This window comes from Streptomyces sp. RG80, from assembly GCF_040446465.1.
In the GTDB taxonomy this organism is placed as follows: Bacteria; Actinomycetota; Actinomycetes; order Streptomycetales; family Streptomycetaceae; genus Streptomyces.
Genome location: NZ_JBEAAJ010000005.1, coordinates 498,171 through 519,554 on the forward strand (window position 1 = coordinate 498,171; position 21,384 = coordinate 519,554).

The following is a 21,384-nucleotide window of genomic DNA, read 5'->3' on the forward strand; positions in this document are numbered from 1 at the left end:
ACGGTCGAAGGCGGTGCGTGCGATGAGTGCAACCGGGTCTCCGGTCGCCGAGGGCGACGGGCCGGTGCGCGGAGCGGTGCGGCCCACCGGGCTGCTCGACGTGCTGGGCGTGGCCTCGGTGGTCCTGGACGCCGAGGGCCGCATCGTGCTGTGGAGCCCCCAGGCGGAGGAGCTGTTCGGCTACACGGCGCAGGAGGCGCTGGGGCAGTTCGCCGCCCGGATCATGGTCCACGAGCAGTACCTCGACCTGGTCGTCAAGCTGTTCGCCGACGTCATGGCCACGGGTGAGGGCTGGGCCGGCGCCTTCCCGATCCGGCGCAAGGACGGGGGCACCCGTCTGGTGGAGTTCCGCAACATGCGGCTCCTCGACGACCGGGGGGACGTCTACGCCCTGGGGCTCGCGGCCGACCAGTCCACCGTGCGCAGCCTGGAGCGGGACGTGGCGCTGTCGACGCGGATGATCTCCCAGTCCCCCATCGGGCTCGCCGTCCTGGACACCGACATGCGCTACGTGACGGTCAACCCGACACTCGAACGGCTCAACGGCGTCCCCGCCGAGGAGCACATCGGCCGGACGATGCGCGAGGTCCTGCCGGACATCGACGTGGACGCCGTCGAGGCCGCGGCCCGCGGCGTCCTGGAGACCGGCCGGCCGCTCGTCGACCAGCGCACCATGGGCCGCACCCCGGCCGATCCGGAGGACGAGCACGCCTGGTCGGTCTCGCTCTACCGGCTGGAGGACGCGGTCGGCACGGTGCTGGGCGTGGCCGCGTCGGTCGTGGACATCACCGAGCAGCACCGGGCGGCCGTCGAGGCGGAGGCGGCCCGGCGCCGGCTCGCCGTCATCGCGGACGCCTCCGCCCGTATCGGCACCACTCTGGAGCTGGACCGCACGGCCCGCGAACTGGCCGACGTGGCCGTACCGGAGCTCGCCGACATCGCCGCCGTGGATCTGCTGGAGGCGGTGGTGGACGGCCGGCGCAGCAGCCTCGGTCCCACCGAGCCGGCCGTGATCCGGGCCCTCGCCGTCCGCGCGGACCACGCCTCGGCGGCGCTCGACGCCGCCGACCAGCCCGGACAGGTCGCCCGGTACGGCGCCGACCGCCTGGTCACCGAGTGCGTACGCACGGGCCGGCCGGTGATGGTGGCCGAGGTCGAGGAGGCGGATCTGCCGCGCATCGCCCGCTCCCCCGAGGCGGCGGGGCTGCTGGCCCGGGCGGGCGTCCACTCGTATCTCGCCGTCCCGCTCATCGCGCGCGGCGAGGTGCTCGGCGCCCTCGATCTCAAGCGCACCCGCAATCCGCTGCCGTTCAGCGAGGACGATCTGCTGCTGGCCAGGGAGCTGGCGGCCCGCGCGGCCGTGCAGATCGACAACGCCCGCTGGTACCAGAACGCCCGCGACACCGCCCTGACCCTCCAGCGCAGCCTGCTGCCGAGCCACCCGCCGGTGACCGGCGGTCTGGAGGTCGCCTCCCGCTACCAGCCGGCCGGGGCCACGGCCGAGGTCGGGGGCGACTGGTTCGACGTGATCCCCCTGGACGGCTGCAAGACCGCGCTGGTGGTCGGCGATGTGATGGGCAGCGGCATCAACGCCGCCGCGACCATGGGCCGGCTCCGCACCGCGACCAACACCCTCGCCTCCCTGGACCTCGAACCGGCCCGTCTCCTGGAGCACCTCGACCGGATCACGCAGGACCTCGAACACTCGATCGCCACCTGCGTCTACGCCGTCCACGATCCGCATCTGCGCCAGTGCCGGATCGCCAACGCCGGTCATCTGCCGCCCGTCCGCCTGCGCGCGGGACGCAAGCCGGAGCTCCTCGACCTGCCCACCGGGGCTCCCCTGGGCGTGGGCGGTGTCGCCTTCTCGACCACGACCGTCGACCTGGAGCCCGGGGACCGCCTGGTGTTCTACACGGACGGCCTCGTCGAGACCCGCCAACATCCCCTCGACGAACGCCTGGACGCGCTCCTGGACCTCCTCGACGGCCCCGACCGGCCTCTGGAGGAGTTGTGCGACCTCCTGGTGCGCACCCTGCACCAGCCGGACAACTCCGACGACGTGGCGCTGCTCATCGCGCGTGCGCAGCAGCCGAGTTGACCTTCACGGATCAAACGGAGCCAACGGATTCACAGGAACCCGTTACCCGTTTCTTATCGTCCGCCCACCACAATCTCAGCAGGACATGGCATGGGGATGCCGGGTGGGAGCGAGCCATGACGCAGGATCCGGAACACGAAGCGACGACGCCGGCCGAGGTGCTCGTCGGGCCGGGCGAGGACACTCCGCTACGAGAGCGCTGGCAGCGCCGGTCCGTCCGCGCACGGGCGTTGACCGCGACGGCCGCGATCGCCGTCCTGACCCTCGGCGGCACGGCGGTCGCCTACGCGGCCACCTCGTCGGGCTCGGACGGCGGCGCGACACCCTCCGCCTCCGGGTCGGCGTCGCCCTCCCCGGACGGGCCGGGCAAGCACCACGGGCCGGGCCGGTGGTTCGGCGTCGGCGGCGAGGCCGTGCACGGAGAGATGACCGTCAAGGACCGGGACACCGGCAAGTGGGTCGTGCGGGTGTGGCAGCGGGGCACCGCCGAGAAGGTGGACGGCGACCAGGTGACCGTCAGGAGCGAGGACGGGGCGGCCTGGACATGGACCGTCGGCTCGGACACCACCGTGCTGCGTGAGGGCGGCAACGACTCCGGCGCCGACGGCCTGAAGCAGGGCGAGACGGTCTACCTGGCCGGTACCCGTGCCGACGGCGGCACCCGGACGGCCACCCATGTCATCGCCGGCACCTGGGAGCTCAAGGGCCCGGAGAACCGGCGCGGCAAACTCCCGGACGACTGGCGCGACCGGCTCCCGGGCCACGGCCACCGCGACCGGACCGAGCCGAGCCCGTCCGGCAGCGGCGCTACGACCTGACGCCGATCACGACGTTGGCGTACCACTCCTCGGAGACGACCACGCGCGCCGCCAGTCCGCCGCGGGCGAAGGTCTCCACGGCCGTGGGCGCCTGACGTTCGCTCGTCTCGACGAACAGACAGCCGCCGGGGGCCAGCCAGTCGGGTGCCTCGGCGACGACCCTGCGCAGCACGTCCAGACCGTCGCCGCCGCCGTCCAGCGCGACCAGCGGTTCGTGCTCACGCGCCTCGGCGGGCAGGAGCGCGACCTCGTCGGAGGGTACGTACGGGACGTTGGCGGCGAGGATGCCGATCCGGCCACGCAGTCGCCCGGGCAGTGCCGCGTAGAGGTCGCCCGCGTGGGCCTGACCGCCGAAGGGAGCCACGTTCCGGCTCGCGCAGCGCACCGCGGCCGGGTCGATGTCGGCGGCGACCAGTTCGGCGCCCGGGAGCGCGTCGGCGAGGGCCGCGCCCACGGCGCCCGAGCCGCAGCACAGGTCCACCACGACCGTGGCGTCCGGGACCTGGGCCAGGGCCTGTTCGACCAGGAACTCGGTGCGGCGGCGGGGCACGAAGACGCCGGGCTCCACGGCGATCCGCAGCCCACGGAACTCGGCCCAGCCGACGACGAGTTCGAGCGGGACACCGGTGGCGCGACGGTCCACCATCGCGGCGAGTTCGTCCGGGCCGGGGGCGGCGTCGAGGAGCAGCCGCGCCTCGTCCTCGGCGAAGACGCAGCCCGCGGCGCGCAGTGCCGTCACGACGGAGTCGTACGGGGAGGCGGAAGAAGAGAGGGAAGGCATAGGAGCAGCAACCTACCCGAGCGGTCCTGGTGGACGGCCCCCATTTATTCGCCTCGGAAGAGTGCCCCCGCAGTTCAAGTTGTACTCTGCAACCAGAGCTGTGGAGGAGGTCCCGTGGACGCGACCGAGGCCGTCGAGACCATCCAGCGCGAGATGACCGCCTTCGCCCGGCGGGCCCGCGCGTCGGCGGGCCGTATGCACCCCGAGCTGTCGCTCGTCTCCTACACGCTGCTCGGGCACCTGGAGGAGCGCGACGGCTGCCGTGCCACCGACCTCGCCGCGCACTACGCCCTCGACAAGTCGACCGTGAGCCGCCAGGTGACCGCCCTGGAGCGCGCCGCGCTGATCGAGCGGCGCCTGGACCCGGAGGACCACCGCGTCCAGGTGCTGCATCTGACGGATGCCGGGAGGCAGATCCTCGCCCAGGTCACCGAGAGCCGCCGGGCCGCCTTCCGGGAGCGGCTCGCGGACTGGCCGGAGGAGGATCTCCAACGGTTCGCCGGGTACCTCGTGCGGTACAACGCCTGGCCGGCCCCGCACGAGAGCTGACCCGGCCTAGGCGACGGCCACCGCGCCCCCGTCCACGCGCGACCGGGGCGCCCGGGCCGCGGAGAACGCGGTGGTGCGGCGGAGCCGGAATCCCAGGGACTCGTAGAGCCGGATGGCGCCGGTGTTCCCGGCCCCGGTGTGCAGGAACGGCGTGTCGCCCCGCTCTCTGATGCCGTGCGCGACGGCGAGGATCAGCCGCGTCCCCAGTCCCTGGCCCCGGAAGGCGGGGTCGGTGCAGACCGCGCTGATCTCCGTCCACCCCGGCGGCCGGAGCCGCTCCCCCGCCATGGCGACGAGGGCGCCCTCCCTGCGGATGCCCAGATAGCTCCCCATCTCGATGGTGCGCGGCAGGAAGGGGCCGGGCTGGGTGCGGGCGACCAGGTCGAGCATCTCGGGCACGTCGGCGGGGCCGAGGCGGACCGCTTCCGGCTCGGGTGCGGCGGGCGCCCCGTCGTCGACGAGCTGTACGCCGTCCACACGGAACGTGAACTCCCAGCCGTCCGGCACCTCCCCGCGATATCCCAGCAGCGGGACCTCGCCCCCGGGCCCGGCGAGGACCGCGAGGTCGGCCCAGTCGTCGGCGTCCAGTTCGGCGGGGAGCGCCAGCCAGGGCGAGACGTCGACGGGGTAGCGCACGATGCGGCCGCGCCACTCGGCGAAGTGGGCGTGCGGACCGGTCAGCGAGGCGAGGGCGGGACGGTCCAGGACGTGGGAGTCATCGGTCCCGAGCGCGTCGGAACGGGGTGTCTGGGAGCTCATCCGGCGACCTCGATCACGATCTTGCCGCGGGTGTGCCCTTCCTCGACCGTGCGCAGCGCCTCACCGGCGCGCTCCAGCGGGAAGGTCCGCGTCACCTGCGGGTCCAGGGCGCCGTCTACGACCAGTCGCGCGACCGCGTCGAGGCGTTCCGAGGTGCGGAACCGGGTGACCCGCGCGCCGCCCAGCCGCTCGACGACCTCGGCCGGTGCCCCGGCGGTGATCAGCCTCGTCCGGTCGTCCAGCAGGGTCGCCGCCTCGGCGAGGACCTCACCGCCCACCAGGTCGTAGACCCCGTCCGGGGCGGCTGCCCGCGCCCGCTCGACCCAGCCCGGCCCCGAGGCGACGTGCACCGCGCCGAGGGACTCCAGGAAGTCCCGCTTCCCCTCGCTCGCGACCCCGACGACCTTGAGGCCGAAGGCCCGGGCGATCTGTACGGCCGCGACCCCGACCCCACCGCCCGCACCGGTGACCAGCAGGGTCGCTCCGGCGGGCAGGTCCAGCTGCCGGATGCCGTCGTACGCGGTCACCGCCGCGACGGGCAGGGTCGCCGCGTCGGCGAAGGACAGGCCGGCGGGCTTGCGGGCGATCAGGTCCACCGAGAGCAGCGCGTACTCGGAGTACCCGCCGACGACGGGACGGCCGAAGACCGCCTCCCCGACGGCGAAGTCCGCCACGCCCTCGCCGAGCTCCTCGACGACACCGGAGACCTCGTTGCCGAAGAAGGCGGGGAAGTCACGTGTGTCGGTCTCGCCGGGACGGCGGTAGCCGGTGCGCTGCTTCCAGTCGACCGGGTTCACCCCGGCCGCGCGGACCGCGATCAGCACCTCACCGGGTCCGGGACGGGGCCGGTCGACCTCGATCAGCGCCTCCGTCTCCGGACCGCCGTACCGCGTGAACACGTATGCCTTGGGCATCGCTGTCCCACTCTCCTTCGCTCGCGCCGGGCATCAGTCGGCAAGGAAGATCAGCGGCCGGCTATTCCCGGGCCGGCGGAGTGTTCATACGGCCGCAATGATCGCCGTCCTGACCAGGGACGGAGCACCGGAGAGGACAGCGTACGGTTGGACCATGAACGTCACCCGAGGCTTCACCGGACGCCCGCGCGTCCCCGACGCCGGGCTGCCACCCGGCCAGTACGACGCGGGCGACGACTGGCCCGTGCTGTCCGCGGAGGTCACCCCGGAGCTGTCGCCGGCCGACTGGACCTTCCGGGTGGACGGGCTGGTCGAGGCACCGCACACCTGGGACTGGGACGAGGCGCACGCGCTGCCGGGTTCGGTCTACGAGGGTGACATCCACTGTGTGACGAGCTGGTCGAAGTTCGGGGTGCGGTTCGGGGGCGTGTCCCTGGACGCCTTCCTGGATGTGGTCCGGCCCCATGGGTCCGCCACCCATGTCGTCGCCTACTCGCACACCGGGTACACCACGAACCTGCCCCTGTCCGACGTGACCGGTGGCAGGGCGTGGATCGCCTGGGAGTTCGACGGGAAGCCGCTGTCCCCGGAGCACGGGGGCCCGGCGCGGCTGCTGGTGCCGCATCTGTACTTCTGGAAGAGCGCCAAGTGGGTCGCGGGCCTCAGGCTGCTCGACCACGACGAGCCGGGGTTCTGGGAGCAGAACGGCTATCACGCGCGGGGCAACCCGTGGGAGGAGCAGCGGTACTCCGGTGACTGAGACGTCCCTCTCCCCCGCCTTCACTCCCCCGACACGGTTCGCCGTGCCCGGGCGGATCGCCGTCAGCAACCGGGCCGCCGCGGTGTGGCAGACCGCCACGCTCACCGAGATCCGCCGCGAGACCCCGTACGTGTCCACCTTCCGGTTCGCGGTGCCCGCCTGGGCGGGGCATCTGCCCGGGCAGCACCTGATGCTGCGGCTGACCGCCGAGGACGGGTATGTGGCCCAGCGCCACTACTCGATCGCCTCCGCGCCCGACGAGCCGGGGCACATCGAACTGACCCTGGACCATGTCGAGGGCGGTGAGGTGTCCAGCTGGTTCCACACCGTCGCCGAGCTCGGTGACGAGGTCGAGGTGCGCGGCCCGCTGAGCGGCTTCTTCGCCTGGCCCGGTGACCGGCCCGCACTGCTGATCGGCGCCGGTTCCGGGGTCGTACCGCTGATGTCTATGGTCCGGCACCACCGGGCGCGGGCTCTCGCCGTGCCGCTGCGGATGCTGGTGTCGGCGCGCGGCCCCGAGGAGCTCATCTACGCGGCCGAGCTCGGCGCCGAGACGACTCCCGTCTTCACGCGGACGGCGCCGGACGGTGTGCCGGTGGGCCGTATGACCGCCGCACATGTGGCGCCGCTCCTGGCCGAGCAGCCACCCGGTGGGTGGGAGGCCTATGTGTGCGGGTCCAACGCCTTCGCGGAGCACGCGTCGCGGCTGCTGGTCGAGGCGGGGCAGCCGGTGGACCGGATCCGGATCGAGCGGTTCGGCTGACGCGGCCGCCGCGACCCGGCCCGCGTTTCGGCGCGTCCTGCCCGGGCACCCCTCCCCGGCGGCCCCGTGGCACACGCCGCGTCGGGCCGTGGTGAACGAGGTGCGGCGGACGGGGTATCAGACTCATGTGGGCACTCGCGCATGTGCCTGGTGCTGAGGGAGGCGGACCGACCCCGGCAGGGCCGTCCCGCCCTCCGCTCCGGAGACGGCGAGGAGGTCGTGATGCGAACCCGGGTGCGCGGCTGGCGCTGGCGGGAGAACCCGTTGCGGCGCCGGTCCGACGTCGTCGAGGCGTGGGCGGCACTGTTCGTCGCCGTTCTGCTGCTCGTGGGCGCCCCGCTCGCCGGAACGGTCGCGGCGCGGTGGGCGCACTCCGAGGCGGAGGCGACCGCGACGGCCCAGCGTGCCGACCGGCACAGTGTGCGTGCGGAGGTCGTCGGTGCGGAGCCCGACCGGGTGCCGGCCGCGCAGAGCGGACGGACGCACGGCTACCGCACGACGGTCCGCTGGACGGAGCCGAGCCAGGAGACCAGGACCGCGACGGCCCGGGTCCCCGCCGGCACTCGGCACGGTGACAGCGTCGAGGTGTGGTTCGACTCCCGGGGCCGCAACGTCGCGCCACCACCGGACGCTCTGTCCGTCTGGCAGTACACCGTCACCATGGGCGTCTGCGGCACCGGCGGCGCGGTCGCCCTGATCCTCCTCGGCCGTTCCGTCGCAGGCCATGTGGCCACCCGCCACCGGCTGGCGGAGTGGGAGGAGGAGTGGACCCGCACGGAGCCGGTGTGGACCAGGCGCAGGTGGGCGTGAGGCCGGCCGTGACTACGGGATGTTCTGCATCCGCCGGGCGATCCGCCCGTGGTCCCGCAACGCGTCGGCCAGACCCGGCAGCACGGGCTCGCCCCCGTCGACGAGCACCCGGCCGCCGACCATCGTCGTCCAGGCCCGCGCCGGTCCGCAGCGCAACCACGCCTCCACGGGGTCGCTGAGGGCGCCCGCGAGGGCGACCTCGTGGAGGTCCCAGACGACGAGGTCGGCGCAGGCGCCGGGGCGGAGATGGCCGATCTCCTCGTCGCGGCCGAGACAGCGGGCCGAGCCGCAGGTGGCCATGTCGAGGGCGTCCCGCGCGGTCATCGCACCGGGGCCGCCGCGATAGCGGCCCAGCAGCAGGGCGTTGCGTGTCTCCATCCACAGGGAGGCGTGGTCCGTGGAGGCGGAGCCGTCACAGCCGATGCCCACGGGCAGGCCCAGCTCGCGCATCTCCCGCACCCGGGCCGTGCCGCCGCCGATCAGCATGTTGGAGCTGGGGCAGTGCGCCACCCCGACGCCCGCGGCGGCGAGCCGCCCGAGTTCGTCGTCGTCGGGGTAGATGCAGTGGGCGACCCAGGTGCGGTCGCTCATCCAGCCGCAGTCCTCGAAGTACTCCACGGGCCGGCAGCCGTACGTCTCCAGGCAGTAGGTGTCCTCGTCATGGTCCTCGGCGAGATGGATGTGCAGGCGTACGTCGTGGCGCTCGGCGAGTTCGGCCGTGGCCGTCATGACGTCCTTGGTCACCGAGAACGGCGAGCAGGGCGCGAGCGCGACGCGGATCAGGGCGCCCGGCGCCGGATCGTGGTGGGCCTTGATGAGCCGCTCGCTGTCGGCGAGCACCTCGTCCGTGGTCTGGGTGACGCTCCTGGGCGGCAGTCCGCCGTCCTCGACGGACCGGGTCATCGAGCCGCGGGTCGCGTGGAAGCGGAAGCCGATGTCGCGGGCGGCGCGGATCTCGGCGTCGACGAGCTGGGGGCGCGGGTGGACGTAGAGATGGTCCGAGGACGTGGTGCAGCCGCCCATGAGCAGTTCGGCCATGCCCACGTACGCCGAGACGTACGCGGCCTCCTCGTCGAGGGCGGCCCACAGGGGGTAGAGCGTGGTCAGCCAGTCGAAGAGGGAGCCGTTGACGGCGGGCGCGTAGGAGCGGGTGAGGTTCTGGTAGATGTGATGGTGCGTGTTGACCAGGCCCGGGGTGACGAGCCGTCCGGCGGCGGGGACGGTTCGCGTGGCCTCCGGTTCGGTTCCTGGCGTGCCCACGGCTGTGACCCGACCATTCGCGACGGCCACCCAGCCGCCGGGGATCTCCCGGTCCCCGTCCACGACCAGCAGTCCGGCGTCCTTGACCAGCAGATCCACGGCTGACGTCATGGCGCCATCGTAGACAGCCGGCCGGCCAAAGACCTGGCGAGTCGTCGGACGTCACACGTACGGTGTGATCATCCGCAGTGTCCTTCTTCAAAGGCGGTCCTACATGGCCCTGTTCGACCTCCCCCTCGACGAGCTCCAGGAGTACCGCAGCGCGTCCATCGAGCCCGAGGACTTCGACGCGTTCTGGACCAAGACCCTCGAGGAGGCCCACGAGCACGACCTGGACGCCCGTTTCGAGCCGGTCGACACGGGTCTGACGACGGTCGAGGTGTACGACGTGACGTTCGCCGGGTACGGCGGGCACCCGGTGAAGGGCTGGCTGACGCTGCCCGCCGGGGCCACCGAACCGGTGCCGCTGGTCGTGGAGTTCGTCGGGTACGGCGGCGGGCGTGGGCTGCCGCACGAGCACCTGCTGTGGGCCTCGACGGGCCGGGCGCACTTCGTGATGGACACGCGCGGCCAGGGCAGCGCGTGGGGCGGCGGTGGCGGCACGGCGGACCCCGTGGGCGGCGGGCCCGCCTTCCCCGGTTTCATGACACGTGGCATCGACGCACCCGAGAACTACTACTACCGCCGGGTGTTCACGGACGCGGTGCGCGCCGTCGAGGCGGCCCGCTCGCACCCGGCGACCGACGCCTCCCGCACGGTCGCGATCGGCACCAGCCAGGGCGGCGGCATCACGATCGCCGTAGGCGGTCTGGTCCCCGACCTGGTCGCGATCGCCCCGGACGTGCCGTTCCTGTGCGACTACCCGCGCGCCGCCAAGCTGACGGACCGTCACCCGTACCGGGAGATCGGCCTGTTCCTCAAGACCCACCGCGGCCGCACCGAGGACGCCCTGCGCACCCTGTCGTACTTCGACGGCGTCCACTTCGCCGCCCGCGGCCGCGCCCCGGCCCTCTTCTCCGCGGCCCTGGAGGACCAGACCTGCCCGCCCTCGACGGTCTTCGCGGCGTTCAACGCCTGGTCCCATGACGACAAGCAGATCGAGGTCTACGACTTCAACGACCACGAGGGCGGCGGGCCTTACCAGGAGGCGCTGAAGCTGCGCTGGCTGCGCTCGTACGCCTGAGGAACCGGGTCTTCCCTCCAGTCCGACCAGTCGGTACGTTCATCGGACCCGGGCCGCAGTGTCGCGGTCCGGGTTTCCGGCGTACGACGGAGGCGGTCCATGGCCGAGCACGAAGCCCGCGTTCAGGGGCACTGTGACGAGCGGTTCGCGGCGGTGCGTGCCGCGTTCGAGGAAGGCTTTCGGGAGCGGGGAGAGCTGGGTGCGGCGGTCGCCGTCACGGTGGACGGGCAGACCGTGGTGGACCTGTGGGGCGGGTGGGCCGACGCGGCCCGCACCCGGGCGTGGGAGCGGGACACGCTGGTCAACGTCTGGTCGACCTCGAAGGGCCCGGTCGCCCTGTGCGCGCACATCCTCGCCGACCGGGGCCTGCTGGACCTCGACGCCCCGGTGGCCACGTACTGGCCCGAGTTCGCCGCGGCGGGCAAGGAGAAGGTCCTCGTACGGCATCTGCTCTCACACCGGGCGGGACTGTCCGGGCTGCGGGAACCGCACTCGCTGGAGCAGCTCTACGACTGGGAGGTGACGACCCGGCGGCTGGCCGCGACGGAGCCCTGGTGGGAGCCGGGGTCGCGGTCCGGGTATCACGCGCTGACGTACGGGTTCCTGGTCGGAGAGGTGGTGCGGCGGGTGTCGGGGCTGCTGCCGGGGGCCTTCCTGGAGCGGGAGGTGACCGGGCCGCTCGGCATCGACTTCACGATCGGGCTTCCGGAGAAGGAGCACGGCCGCGCGGCCGAGCTGGTCCACCCGACGACCGCGACGGACAGTGAACAGGCCGCGATCTTCAGCCAGTTGGCGCCCCTGGCGCTGGCCGCGCTGGCCAACCCCTTGACGGGCGCCGCCGAGGCCAACACGCCGGGGTGGCGGTCCGCCGAGATTCCCGCCGCGAACGGCCACGGCACCGCGCGGGCGGTGGCCCGGCTGTACGGCGTCTTCGCGGGCCGGGGCACTTTCGACGGCCGGCGCGTCCTGTCGCCCGAGGCCGCCGAGCGGGTGCGCGAGGGACAGGGCCGCTGCCGGGACCTGGTGCTGGGCGCGGGCTTCGAGAGCGAGACCGAGATCGGGCTGGGGTTGTGGCTGAGCGGTGCGAACGGGTCGTACGGACCGAATCCGCGCGCTTTCGGCCATGACGGCTTCGGCGGTTCCTGCGGGCTGGCCGACCCCGAGGCGGGGGTGTCGCTCGGGTACGTCATGAACCGCATGGGGCCGCACATCGCCGACGATCCACGGAAGATGGCGCTGGTGGACGCCGTCTACCGCGCCCTGTGAGGGGTGGGACGGTTTCGGCCGATCCGGCGGGCCACCCTTCCCCTGTGGTTTAGACCAATGCTAGACCTGGTGGCGCACCGAGGCCGCACGGCTACGGCACGTCACCGACAGGAGGCGCGGCATGGCCCGCACCACCCCGCACCAGGACCCACCCCTGTACTGGAGGATCGCCACGGAGTTGCTCGGCGAACTGCGCGACGGCACCCTGGCACCCGGCGAACGGCTGCCGGGTGAGCGGAAGTTGGCCGAGCACTTCGGGGTCAGCAGGGAGACCGTCCGGCAGGCGCTCCAGGTGCTGCGCCGCGGCGGTCTGGTCGCCACCGACCGCCGGGGCACCCATGCCGCCCTGCCCGCGACACCGGTCGAGGCCCCCTCCACGCTCGCCTTCCCGGTGGGCGCCGACTCCGCGGGCCCGGAGGCGGCCGACCGGACGACCGTGGCCTGGGAGGCTCCCCCGCCGGAGCACGCGAAGGCCCTGGGGCTCGCCCCGCACCGGCCGACCCTGGTGCACCGGTACGAGTCGGACCGCCGCACGGCCGTCACCTCCTTCTCCGCCGTGGCGCTCGCCGAGGTCGAGGAGCTGGCCAGGTACCGGGAACGGGCCGACGGCCGCGCGTCGGCGCAGCTGCGGCGGGCCTACGACTGGATGCGCAGGGCGGGCCTGACCCTGCACCACCGCGACTCGATCACCCCGCTCGCCGACACCCCCTCGGTCCGGGTCACCCGCCGGGTGCACGACCAGTACGCCCGGCCGCTGGAGATCACCGACCTCGTGCTGGACGCCCGACAGGAGGCGCTGGTCTACGAGTTCACCCTCCCAGCCGATCTCCCGGCCGATCTGACGGCCGACCTTCCGGCCGACGGAAGTACAGCTGCACGACCGAGCCCGACGGATCCAGGTCCTCGGTGACCAGGTCGGTCAACTGCCGTACGAGCCACATCCCGTGACCGCCCGGGGCCGCCGGACCGGACGGCGGCAGATGCCCGGGGAAGGGCGGGCGGGGCACGGAGGTGTGCGCGCCCTCGTCCCTGACCTCGCAGATCACGTACTCGCCGTCGCCGCGCAGCCGCACCACGCCTCGACCGCCGCCGTAGCGCAGGGCGTTGACCACGGTCTCGTGCACCGCCGCCACCAGGTCGTACGTCCGCTGTTCCGGCAGGCCGGCGCGGCGGGCGTACACCGCGAGGCCCTGCCGCACGGCGGCCGAGCCCCCGCGGGCGAACGGGATGTCGTCCGGACAGGCCGGCAGAGAGCGGGGGCGCAGTGCGTCGCACTCCGCGTAGAAGTCGGCGGGGTCGGTGAAGTCGGCGGCCCCGTCGGTGAGTTCGGGGTGGGTGCGGGCCGCGGTGCGCACGATGTCGGCGGGCAGCGTCCGGGTGTCGTAGGGGCAGAGGATCCAGTGCGCCGAGTCGGCGAAGGCGACGTTCAGGAGGGACTCGTAGCGCATCCACTCCCGGGTCTCGAAAGCTCCGCGGCCCGCCCAGAGGGGCTCGCCGATGATCCGCACGCGCCGGTCGGGGCCGTGCCGGTCGCAGTAGGCGTGGTAGCGGCCCAGGGTGCGGGAGGGGTAGTCGTACCAGTCGCGGGCCTCGACGAACTCGACCGCGCCGGAGCGGTCGCCGAGCGCCTCCTCCAGCAGGGCGATGTTGTGCGCGGTCAGTACGGCGAGGACGGGGTCGCCGGCGTCCAGGCCGTCGGTGACGAAATCGGCCGTGGCGGCGAGGAACGCGGCGTCGGAGCCGTAGCGGAGCGCCTGGTGGACGAAGCCGGCGCGGATCACGGCGCACCTCCGTCGGGTTCGAAGAGCAGACCGGGGACCCGGTCCCAACCGGCCACCCGCATCACCCGCCGGATGTGCGGGGCGACTCCCGACAGCACGAGGGTGCCTCCGACGGCGGACAGGGCGAGGGCGGAGAAGACCAGCAGACGCAGGGCGCCGACGTCGACGAAGTGCAGTTCGCGCAGGTCGAGCCGGATGCGGGCGCCGCTCGCGGGGCGGGCCCGTTCGGCGCGCAGGGCGCGGGCGACGGCGGTGACGTTGGAGTCGTCCACCTCGCCGGCGAGGGCGAGGCCGGGGGGTGCGAAGGTGCGGGTGATGGAGAGCAGGTCGTCGCGCCACACCTCGTCGGCGCCCACCCGGCCGTGGTGGAGCCCGGCGAGCGGGGCCAGTTCGGTCTCGTCGAAGACCCGGCTGTCGTACTGGCAGATGCCGAGCACGGGCAGCGCCGCGAACACCGGGTCGAGGAGGAGCTCGCTGTCGTGCAGCGTCTTGAGTCCCTTCCCGGCCAGCGCGCGCAGGATCTCCGCGCACACCCGCAGCCCCAGGAAGCCGTCGCCGACCGCGCGGCGCGTCTCGCGGCGGATCACCTCGTCCAGGTCCCACAGGCCCTCGGGAGCGGCGAGATGGGCGTCGACGCACAGCCGGCCGGCCGCGAGCTCCTCGTCGACCCGGCAGCCGTGCGACTCCAGGAAGGAAAGGGCGACGCCGGCGGGCATGTCGGCGGGCGGCAGCAGCAACCCGCGATGGCCGCTGGCCAGGCCGTCGAGCAGGAACGCGGCGAGGACGGTCTCGCGCTCCTCGTCGGTGTCGTAGCCGAGGAGCAGATGGTCGCCGTGGCGCATCTGGCCCACGGTCCTCACAGCGGGTAGGACGGCCATCGCGCGCCTCCCTCGACGGGGCGGGACCGCTTCCAAGTTACGCCGGAACCGGGCCTCCCGTGAGGGGTTAGGGTGACCTACCGTCGGGTTGCGGTGAGGGGGGACGATGGCGGCCTCTGTGCACGGCGGCAGAACCGGCAACCTGCCCCCCGAGGCGAACGAGTTCATCGGCCGCAGGCTCGAACTCGCCGAGATAGCGGGGCTGTTGGGAACCGCGCGACTCGTGACGCTGACGGGACCGGGCGGCGTCGGCAAGTCTCGGCTCGCGCTGCGCGCCGCGCATGTCGCGAAGTCGGCCTTCCGCGGCGGGACCTGGCTGGTGGAGCTGTCGGAGCTCCGCAACCCCGACCTCCTGACGAACACGGTGGCCCAGGCGACCCGGCTGACCGAGCAGACACTGCGGCCCCTTCTGGAGGCCCTGCACGAGCACCTCGCCGGGCCGCCGCCGCTGCTCGTCCTCGACACCTGTGAGCACGTCCTGGACGAATGCGCACGCCTCGTACAGGATCTCCTCGCCCACATACCGGAGTTGCGGGTGCTGGCGACCAGCCGGCAGGCGCTGGGCGTCCCGGGCGAGCATCTCCTGACGGTGGCCCCGCTGCCGTTGGGTGAACGCGACGACGCGGTGGCCCTGTTCACGGCCCGGGCCTCGGCAGCCGTGCCGTCGTTCACGCTCACCGAGGCCAACCGGGCCGCCGTGGCGGCGATCTGCGCCCGCCTGGACGGGATACCGCTGGCCCTCGAACTCGCCGCCGTACGACTGCGCGGTCTCCCCCTCGACCGGCTGCTGGAGGGGCTGGGCTCCCGTTTCGACCTGCTGGTGTCGTCCGCCCGGCCGCGCCTAGCCCGCCACCAGACCCTGCGCACGGCCATCGGCTGGAGCCACGAGCTGTGCACCCCGCTGGAACGGCTGCTGTGGGCCCGGCTGTCGGTGTTCGCCGGCGGCTGGGACGTGGAGGCGGCCGAGTTCGTCTGCCACGGCGGGCCGTTGAGCGCCGAGGACGTGCTCGCGCTGCTGGTCTCGCTCACCGAGAAGTCCATCGTCACGCGGGACGGGGAGGGGCCGGCGGGACGGTACCGGATGCTCGACACCGTGCGCTCGTTCGGCGCGGAGTGGCTCGCCGGGCTCGGCGAGGAGGCGGCGGTCCGGCGGCGCCACCGGGACTACTTCCGGTGGATCGCCCGCCAGGGCGAGGCCGAGTGGCTGGGCCCCGGCCAGCGGATGTGGGCCGAGCGGCTGTCCGCGGAACACGCCAATCTCCGGCTGGCGATCGAGGAGTGTCTGGCGGCGCCCGAACCGGAGACCGCGCTCGAACTCACCGGCAGCCTCTGGTACTTCTGGTTCGCCTGCGGTGTCGCGGAGGAGGGCCGTGGCTATCTGGAACAGGCGCTGCGCCACGCCCCCGAGGGTGGCGGCCCCGAGCACACCCTCGCCGTGTGGGCGCACCGGCTGGTGACCGTCGTACCGGATGATCTGGAGGCCGCCGAGTCGGTGAGCTCCGCGTATGTCTGGCTGGCCGCGGAACGTCATCTGCCGGTCCCCGCGCTGCCGTTGACCGGGGCGAGCCTCGCCGTACGGGGTGAGTCGGCGCGCTCGGCGGTGCTGTACGGGAGCAGTGGGCATGCTCCGGCGGGTGACGGTGGCGCCGAGTTCTTCCAGCTGATGACCCTCGCCCTCCAGGCGTATCTCCTGGCCGGGCAGGCCGCGTTCGAGCGCTGCGCCTCGGTCGCCGAACGACTGCGCCGGGACTGCGCCGAGCGGGGCGAGCTGTGGATGCGGGCGTGGGGCGACTTCTTCGTCTCGCTCGCCGGGATCGGGCTGGGCCGTCCGGACGAGGCCCTGCGTCCGGCCCGCGAGGCGCTGACCGCGAAGTGGCGGGTGCACGACCGGCTCGGCGCGGCCGCCGTAGCGGACCTGCTGGTCGCCGCGCAGGCGTCCCGCGGCGAGGACGAACTCGCCGCCCGCCTCCTGGGCATCAGCAGGCGTCTGTGGCGTACGGCCGGGCTGCCGCAGCTGGGCCGACCGGACACCACCGTCTTCCACCGGGAGTACGAGCGCCGGCTGCGAGCGTCCCTGGGCGACGCCCGGTTCACCGAAGCGGTGCGCGAGGGCGGGGAGTTGGGGTCGGAGGCGGCGATCGGACTGGCGTTGGGCGACGGGGGTGGTGCGGGGGACGACGTCTGAGCGCGGGGCGGTGCGAACGGCCGGCAAGCCTCCGGCCGAACCGAGGAGCGCCCCGATCAGCTCGGCAGCGTCGCCACCACCATCCGGACGCGTGGACTGCCGTCGCGCCGGCGCCCGAACTCGGGCAGCGCCACGAGGTCCACGCCGAACCCGGCACGCTCGAGCTCCCGGCGCACGTCGGCGAGCCGGAACGCCCGGTAGTACATGACGAAGGGCGGCCGCCACACCGCGTTGCGGACCCGCATCACCGTGTCGAAGCCCAGCAGCATCCAGTAGCCGAGCGATCCCGGGCGAGGCGGCGCGATCACGGGGAAGGCGAAACGGCCCCCCGGTCGCAGCACGGAACGGACCTGCCCGAACAGTCCGGGCAGCTCGCCCGGCAGGAAGTGCCCGAAGGCCCCGAAGCTGACGACCAGGTCGAAGGCGGGCCCGAAGGGGAGCGCCCGGGCATCCGCACGGACCCAGTCGGCCCGCGCCCCGGCAGGCCCCACCTGCCGTCGCGCGACCTCGAGCATCCCGGCGCTGAAGTCGACCCCGACGACCCGCTCCCGGCACAGCCGCGCGAGCACGTCGACCCCCGCCCCCGTCCCGCAGCACAGGTCGAGCCCGGCGGAGAAGGGTCCCATCCGCGCCAGCGCCGCCTCGACGGAGTCGAGCACGGAGTCCGGGGTCCGGAAGGGCGTGTGGTCGAACTTGGGGGCGAGGAGGTCGTAGCCGCGTTCCACGGACGACAGAGCCTGGACGGCGAGTTCACGCAGGCTCGGGCCTTCTGGGCTGAACATCGCGTCAGCTTAGGCGAGCGCCCCCATGGACACGCCGCGGGCCGAGGCATACCGTAGGCCACGATTATTCAACTAATTGACTATGAGGTGAGGTCGGATGCGAGCTTTCCGCGAGGCCGTCGAGGCGTGGGACTTCGACGCGGTCGAGGCCCTGCTGGCGGAGGACGTCGTCTTCACCAGCCCGGTCGTCTTCAAGCCGTACCCCGGCAAGGCGATCACGGCGGCGATCCTTCGGGGCGTCTCCCGGGTATTCGAGGACTTCCGGTACGAGCGTGAGCTCGCCGGCGCCGACGGCCGCGACCACGCCCTGGTCTTCTCGGCCCGGGTGGGCGACCGCGCGCTGACGGGCTGCGACTTCATCCACCTCGACGAGAACGGCCTCATCGACGAACTCACGGTCATGGTGCGGCCGTTGTCGGGCGCCCAGGCCCTCGCGGAGGCCATGGGCGCCCAGTTCGACCGGATCGCGAAGGAGGCGGCGGCGAGCAACGCCGACTAGGCGCTCCGCTGGAGGTGCGGCGACGCGCCGTCGATCGTCTGCGGCACCGACGTGGCCGGTCGCGCCCACGCGGCGGCAGCCGCACGTCGACACCGCCCCGCGCCCCTTCAGGGCGCGGCCGAACCGCAGTACGGCTGTTGCGGTTGGATGGCCTCATGACCACCGACGAGCACGCGCGGTTCATGCGGGCCAACCAGGCGAACTGGGACGCCCGCACCCCCGTCCATCTCGCCAGCCGGTTCTACGGCCTCGACGGGGATCTCGACCCCGAGCGCTGGTTCGCGGCCTTCGAGTGGGCAGATCTGGGTGACCTCGCCGGCCGCAATGTGCTCCACCTCCAGTGCCACCTCGGCACGGAGACGCTCGCGCTCGCCCGGCGCGGGGCCCGGGCCGTCGGGCTCGACTTCTCGGAGGCCTCCGTGGCGGCCGCGACCGACATCGCCGCGCGGGCGGACGTGGCCGTCGAGTACGTCAGGGCCAACGTCTACGACGCCGTGGAGGCGCTCGGCGGGCGGCAGTTCGACGTCGTCTACACCGGGAAGGGCGCGCTGTGCTACCTCCCGGACCTGGACCGGTGGGCCGACACGGTCGCCCGACTCCTGTGCCCCGGCGGCCGGTTGTCCCTCGTCGAGTTCCACCCGCTGCTCAACTCGCTGGGCCCGAAGCCCGCTCCGGGTGAGGGACCCGAACTCCTCCTGCGCCACGACTACCTGGGCGGCGGCGGCCCTGTGCACCGGGACGCCACCCACACCTACACCGACGGCCCGGCCGTCGAGGGTGCCACGGACAGTTACGAGTGGATGCACGGAACAAGCGAGGTCATCAACGCGTTGGTGGGTGCGGGACTGACGATCCGGCGCCTCACGGAGAGCGACGAGCTGCCCTGGCCGCGCTGGTCGCGCATGGTGCGCACGGAGTCCGGCTGGTGGCGTCTGCCCGAGCCCCGGATCCCGCTGCTCTACGGAGTCCTCGCCACCCGCTGAACCACCGTGATACGGTCCTGACAGCACTTGTGTACGCCCCGTCGAGGGCGCCGGTGCTGGTTTCTCCTTCAATTCGCCGGTTGATCGACCGGCTTCTCAGCACCACCTCGCGACCGCGGTTCGCCGTACCCGAGGTGCTGTTCTCCGCCGCCCGAAGGCGCTTCGACCGCCTTCCCGATGTGCGCGGCAACCCCCTTCCTTCCGCATGTCCCATGCCTTCCGTCCTCGAAAGGACACACCCACCATGACCACCACACTCGAACCCTCTGTCCAGCAGCAGCTCCCGGTCCGCGCCGCCACCGGCTTCCTCGACATCGACGCGAACGGAAAGGGCCACCTGCGCACCGAGAGCCTGCTGCCGCTGCCGTCCGACCTCCAGGTCTCCCCCGCACTGATCCGCAAGCACGGTCTGCGCAAGGGAGACGCCGTCGACGGCGTACGCGGCACCCAGCGCGCCCTCACCGAGGTCGCCCGGGTCAACGGCCGTTCCCCCGAGGAGCTGCGCGGCCGCCGCCACTTCCGCGACCTGACCCCGCTCCACCCGAGCGAGCGGATCCGTCTCGAACACCCGGCGTCCGGTCTGACCGGCCGGGTCGCCGACCTGATCACCCCCGTCGGAAAGGGCCAGCGCGGCCTCATCGTCGCCCCGCCCAAGACCGGCAAGACGGTCCTCCTCCAGCAGATCGCGGCCGCCGTCGCCGGCAACCACCCCGAGTGCCGGCTGATGGTCGTGCTGCTCGACGAGCGCCCCGAGGAAGTCACCGACATGCGGCGCTCGGTGCGCGGCGAGGTGTACGCCTCCACGTTCGACCGCACGCCCAAGCAGCACATCGCGCTCGCCGAGCTGGTGATCGAACGGGCCAAGCGGCTCGTCGAGGCCGGCGAGGACGTCGTGATCCTGCTCGACTCCCTGACCCGGCTGTGCCGGGCCCACAACAACGCGGCCGCCGCCGGTGGCCGCACCCTCAGCGGCGGTGTCGACGCGACCGCGCTCATCGGCCCGAAGCGGTTCTTCGGCGCCGCCCGGTCGGCCGAGGAGGGCGGCTCGCTCACCATCCTCGCCACCGCGCTGGTGGAGACCGGCTCCCGTGCCGACGACTTCTTCTTCGAGGAGCTCAAGAGCACCGGCAACATGGAGCTCCGGCTCGACCGTGAGCTCGCCGCGCGCCGTGTCTTCCCGGCCGTCGCCATCAACCCCTCCGGCACCCGTCGCGAGGAACTCCTGCTGCCCCCGGCCGAGTTGACGACCACGCACGGTCTGCGCCGGGCCCTGCAGAGCCGTGACGGCCAGGCCAACCTGGAAACGCTCCTGGAGCGCATGCGCGAGACCCCGGACAACGCGACCTTCCTGCGCCGCATCCAGCCCACGCTGCCCACGGGCTGAGCACTCCCCCGTCCGGGTGCTCGCGCGCCCCGCACGGCCCGGGCAGCGCCTCGGACGGAGGGTGCGTTCCTACGTTTGCGGTATGACCATCGGATTTCCTTCCCGGGTTGCCGTGTCGGCCTGCGCGCTGTGCACGGCGGGCCTGCTGACGCTCGCCCCTGTCCCCGCGGTCGCTCACACGGGCTCCGACCCCGACACGCCCGGCGGGGCGCCGGCCGCGGCCCCGCGCCCCGCCCTGCTGTACCGCTCCGGCACGCACCTCCGGCCGCACCAGGGCGCTCCCCGGGTGCCGAGCGTCTCCGCGCTGTCGTGGGTCGTGGCCGACGCCGAGAGCGGCGAGGTGCTCGCGGCGCACGACGCGCATCGCAGGCTGCCGCCCGCCAGCACGCTCAAGACCCTCTTCGCCCTGGCCGTGCTGCCCGTGCTGCCCGGCGGGATCCGGCACCGGGTCGGACGGGACGAGCTGGCCGACGTCGGCGCCGGAAGCAGCCTGGTCGGGGTGCGGGAAGGACACACGTACCGCGTGTCCGACCTGTGGCGCGGGGTCTTCCTCAACTCCGGGAACGACGCCGTGCACGTCCTGGCCCGGCTCAGCGGCGGCTGGCACTCCGCGGCCGCCCGGATGCAGGCCAAGGCACGCTCGCTCGGCGCCCTCGACACCCACGTCCGCTCCCCCGACGGCTACGACACACCCGGCCAGGTCTCGTCCGCGTACGACCTGGCCGTCTTCGGCCGGGCGGGGCTGCGCAACCCGGACTTCGCGCGGTACTGCGGCACGGTCGGGGCCAGGTTCCCCGGGGGCGGCGGCTGGTCGTACGCCATCCAGAACACCAACCGGCTGCTCACCGGCGCCGACGGGGTGGAGCCCTACGACGGGCTGATCGGTGTCAAGAACGGCTACACCAGCCATGCGGGCAACACGCTCGTC

General features: G+C 73.2%; 20 protein-coding genes and 1 pseudogene. 14 read left to right on the forward strand and 7 right to left on the reverse strand.

The window, feature by feature from the left end:
• Positions 1-22: 22 nt before the first annotated feature.
• Complete coding sequence (locus tag ABKA17_RS20005; protein WP_353693461.1) at positions 23-2,101, forward strand: SpoIIE family protein phosphatase; 2,079 nt, start codon at positions 23-25, stop codon at positions 2,099-2,101.
• 116 nt (positions 2,102-2,217) lie between these two features.
• Complete coding sequence (locus tag ABKA17_RS20010) at positions 2,218-2,919, forward strand: hypothetical protein (protein WP_353693462.1); 702 nt, start codon at positions 2,218-2,220, stop codon at positions 2,917-2,919.
• On the opposite strand, the gene ABKA17_RS20015 is transcribed toward ABKA17_RS20010, so the two are convergent.
• Positions 2,909-3,700 carry a putative protein N(5)-glutamine methyltransferase gene (locus tag ABKA17_RS20015; protein WP_353693463.1) on the reverse strand — a complete coding sequence of 264 codons (792 nt, stop codon included), beginning with the start codon at positions 3,698-3,700 and terminating at the stop codon, positions 2,909-2,911. The genes ABKA17_RS20010 and ABKA17_RS20015 overlap by 11 nt on opposite strands.
• 114 nt (positions 3,701-3,814) lie before the next feature.
• On the opposite strand from ABKA17_RS20015, the gene ABKA17_RS20020 reads away from it, so the two are divergent.
• Complete coding sequence (locus tag ABKA17_RS20020) at positions 3,815-4,249, forward strand: MarR family winged helix-turn-helix transcriptional regulator (RefSeq protein ID WP_353693464.1); 435 nt, start codon at positions 3,815-3,817, stop codon at positions 4,247-4,249.
• Between the two features lie 6 nt (positions 4,250-4,255).
• Here ABKA17_RS20020 and ABKA17_RS20025 read toward each other — a convergent pair whose 3' ends face one another.
• Positions 4,256-5,008, reverse strand: a complete 753-nt coding sequence (locus ABKA17_RS20025) for a GNAT family N-acetyltransferase (protein ID WP_353693465.1) — start codon at positions 5,006-5,008, stop codon at positions 4,256-4,258.
• The gene (locus tag ABKA17_RS20030; protein WP_353693466.1) at positions 5,005-5,922 is read right to left on the reverse strand and encodes an NADP-dependent oxidoreductase; all 918 of its coding nucleotides are present in this window, start codon (positions 5,920-5,922) and stop codon (positions 5,005-5,007) included. Before ABKA17_RS20030 ends, ABKA17_RS20025 begins: the two co-directional genes overlap by 4 nt.
• A gap of 154 nt (positions 5,923-6,076) precedes the next feature.
• Here ABKA17_RS20030 and ABKA17_RS20035 point away from each other — a divergent pair, with 154 nt between their 5' ends.
• From ABKA17_RS20035 to ABKA17_RS20045, 3 genes are all read left to right on the forward strand, one after another.
• The gene (locus ABKA17_RS20035; RefSeq protein WP_353693467.1) at positions 6,077-6,682 is read left to right on the forward strand and encodes a sulfite oxidase-like oxidoreductase; all 606 of its coding nucleotides are present in this window, start codon (positions 6,077-6,079) and stop codon (positions 6,680-6,682) included.
• Positions 6,675-7,445, forward strand: a complete 771-nt coding sequence (locus ABKA17_RS20040; protein ID WP_353693468.1) for a ferredoxin reductase — start codon at positions 6,675-6,677, stop codon at positions 7,443-7,445. The genes ABKA17_RS20035 and ABKA17_RS20040 overlap by 8 nt, the downstream gene beginning before the upstream one ends.
• Before the next feature lie 222 nt (positions 7,446-7,667).
• Complete coding sequence (locus ABKA17_RS20045) at positions 7,668-8,255, forward strand: Rv1733c family protein (protein ID WP_353693469.1); 588 nt, start codon at positions 7,668-7,670, stop codon at positions 8,253-8,255.
• Between the two features lie 12 nt (positions 8,256-8,267).
• Here the strand turns inward: ABKA17_RS20045 and ABKA17_RS20050 are convergent, their stop codons facing one another.
• Positions 8,268-9,626 carry an 8-oxoguanine deaminase gene (locus ABKA17_RS20050; protein ID WP_353693470.1) on the reverse strand — a complete coding sequence of 453 codons (1,359 nt, stop codon included), beginning with the start codon at positions 9,624-9,626 and terminating at the stop codon, positions 8,268-8,270.
• Between the two features lie 103 nt (positions 9,627-9,729).
• Between ABKA17_RS20050 and ABKA17_RS20055 the strand changes: the two genes are divergently transcribed.
• The 3 genes from ABKA17_RS20055 to ABKA17_RS20065 all read left to right on the forward strand — a co-directional run bounded on the left by ABKA17_RS20055 (position 9,730) and on the right by ABKA17_RS20065 (position 12,874).
• A complete protein-coding gene (locus ABKA17_RS20055; protein WP_353693471.1) occupies positions 9,730-10,698 on the forward strand; it encodes an acetylxylan esterase in 969 nt (322 codons plus the stop codon).
• Positions 10,699-10,797: 99 nt separating this feature from the next.
• Entirely contained in the window at positions 10,798-11,964 is a 1,167-nt protein-coding gene (locus ABKA17_RS20060; RefSeq protein ID WP_353693472.1) for a serine hydrolase domain-containing protein, read from the forward strand.
• A gap of 121 nt (positions 11,965-12,085) precedes the next feature.
• Complete coding sequence (locus ABKA17_RS20065; protein ID WP_353693473.1) at positions 12,086-12,874, forward strand: GntR family transcriptional regulator; 789 nt, start codon at positions 12,086-12,088, stop codon at positions 12,872-12,874.
• On the opposite strand, the gene ABKA17_RS20070 is transcribed toward ABKA17_RS20065, so the two are convergent.
• A complete protein-coding gene (locus ABKA17_RS20070; RefSeq protein ID WP_353693474.1) occupies positions 12,774-13,745 on the reverse strand; it encodes an anti-sigma factor RsbA family regulatory protein in 972 nt (323 codons plus the stop codon). The two genes, ABKA17_RS20065 and ABKA17_RS20070, sit on opposite strands and share 101 nt — an antisense overlap.
• Positions 13,742-14,623, reverse strand: coding sequence for an MEDS domain-containing protein (locus tag ABKA17_RS20075; protein ID WP_353693475.1), 882 nt, complete (start codon positions 14,621-14,623; stop codon positions 13,742-13,744). The genes ABKA17_RS20070 and ABKA17_RS20075 overlap by 4 nt, the downstream gene beginning before the upstream one ends.
• Before the next feature lie 106 nt (positions 14,624-14,729).
• Between ABKA17_RS20075 and ABKA17_RS20080 the strand changes: the two genes are divergently transcribed.
• Entirely contained in the window at positions 14,730-16,808 is a 2,079-nt protein-coding gene (locus tag ABKA17_RS20080; RefSeq protein ID WP_353693476.1) for an ATP-binding protein, read from the forward strand.
• 56 nt (positions 16,809-16,864) lie between these two features.
• On the opposite strand, the gene ABKA17_RS20085 is transcribed toward ABKA17_RS20080, so the two are convergent.
• Positions 16,865-17,590: a class I SAM-dependent methyltransferase gene (locus ABKA17_RS20085; protein ID WP_353693477.1), complete on the reverse strand. Its 726-nt coding sequence runs from the start codon at positions 17,588-17,590 to the stop codon at positions 16,865-16,867.
• Positions 17,591-17,687: 97 nt separating this feature from the next.
• Here ABKA17_RS20085 and ABKA17_RS20090 point away from each other — a divergent pair, with 97 nt between their 5' ends.
• The 4 genes and pseudogenes from ABKA17_RS20090 to ABKA17_RS20105 all read left to right on the forward strand — a co-directional run.
• On the forward strand, positions 17,688-18,089 hold the full coding sequence (locus ABKA17_RS20090; RefSeq protein ID WP_353693478.1) for a nuclear transport factor 2 family protein: 402 nt from the start codon (positions 17,688-17,690) through the stop codon (positions 18,087-18,089).
• Positions 18,090-18,244: 155 nt separating this feature from the next.
• Positions 18,245-19,072 carry a class I SAM-dependent methyltransferase gene (locus ABKA17_RS20095; RefSeq protein ID WP_353693479.1) on the forward strand — a complete coding sequence of 276 codons (828 nt, stop codon included), beginning with the start codon at positions 18,245-18,247 and terminating at the stop codon, positions 19,070-19,072.
• Positions 19,073-19,316: 244 nt separating this feature from the next.
• Positions 19,317-20,456, forward strand: a complete 1,140-nt coding sequence (gene rho / locus ABKA17_RS20100) for a transcription termination factor Rho (RefSeq protein ID WP_353693480.1) — start codon at positions 19,317-19,319, stop codon at positions 20,454-20,456.
• 82 nt (positions 20,457-20,538) lie between these two features.
• A pseudogene (locus ABKA17_RS20105) lies at positions 20,539-21,375 on the forward strand (D-alanyl-D-alanine carboxypeptidase family protein); the annotation flags it as partial.
• Positions 21,376-21,384: the final 9 nt, after the last annotated feature.

Bases quoted from the DNA above. Each gene is read 5' to 3' on its own strand.
- ABKA17_RS20090 (WP_353693478.1), top strand. From the start codon at position 17,688: ATGCGAGCTTTCCGCGAGGCCGTCGAGGCGTGGGACTTCGACGCGGTC.
- ABKA17_RS20025 (WP_353693465.1), bottom strand. From the start codon at position 5,008: ATGAGCTCCCAGACACCCCGTTCCGACGCGCTCGGGACCGATGACTCC.
- ABKA17_RS20060 (WP_353693472.1), top strand. From the start codon at position 10,798: ATGGCCGAGCACGAAGCCCGCGTTCAGGGGCACTGTGACGAGCGGTTC.
- ABKA17_RS20035 (WP_353693467.1), top strand. From the start codon at position 6,077: ATGAACGTCACCCGAGGCTTCACCGGACGCCCGCGCGTCCCCGACGCC.
- ABKA17_RS20050 (WP_353693470.1), bottom strand. From the start codon at position 9,626: ATGACGTCAGCCGTGGATCTGCTGGTCAAGGACGCCGGACTGCTGGTC.
- ABKA17_RS20080 (WP_353693476.1), top strand. From the start codon at position 14,730: ATGGCGGCCTCTGTGCACGGCGGCAGAACCGGCAACCTGCCCCCCGAG.
- ABKA17_RS20095 (WP_353693479.1), top strand. From the start codon at position 18,245: ATGACCACCGACGAGCACGCGCGGTTCATGCGGGCCAACCAGGCGAAC.
- ABKA17_RS20015 (WP_353693463.1), bottom strand. From the start codon at position 3,700: ATGCCTTCCCTCTCTTCTTCCGCCTCCCCGTACGACTCCGTCGTGACG.
- ABKA17_RS20075 (WP_353693475.1), bottom strand. From the start codon at position 14,623: ATGGCCGTCCTACCCGCTGTGAGGACCGTGGGCCAGATGCGCCACGGC.
- ABKA17_RS20045 (WP_353693469.1), top strand. From the start codon at position 7,668: ATGCGAACCCGGGTGCGCGGCTGGCGCTGGCGGGAGAACCCGTTGCGG.
- ABKA17_RS20085 (WP_353693477.1), bottom strand. From the start codon at position 17,590: ATGTTCAGCCCAGAAGGCCCGAGCCTGCGTGAACTCGCCGTCCAGGCT.
- ABKA17_RS20005 (WP_353693461.1), top strand. From the start codon at position 23: ATGAGTGCAACCGGGTCTCCGGTCGCCGAGGGCGACGGGCCGGTGCGC.
- ABKA17_RS20030 (WP_353693466.1), bottom strand. From the start codon at position 5,922: ATGCCCAAGGCATACGTGTTCACGCGGTACGGCGGTCCGGAGACGGAG.
- ABKA17_RS20065 (WP_353693473.1), top strand. From the start codon at position 12,086: ATGGCCCGCACCACCCCGCACCAGGACCCACCCCTGTACTGGAGGATC.
- ABKA17_RS20055 (WP_353693471.1), top strand. From the start codon at position 9,730: ATGGCCCTGTTCGACCTCCCCCTCGACGAGCTCCAGGAGTACCGCAGC.
- ABKA17_RS20010 (WP_353693462.1), top strand. From the start codon at position 2,218: ATGACGCAGGATCCGGAACACGAAGCGACGACGCCGGCCGAGGTGCTC.
- rho (WP_353693480.1), top strand. From the start codon at position 19,317: ATGACCACCACACTCGAACCCTCTGTCCAGCAGCAGCTCCCGGTCCGC.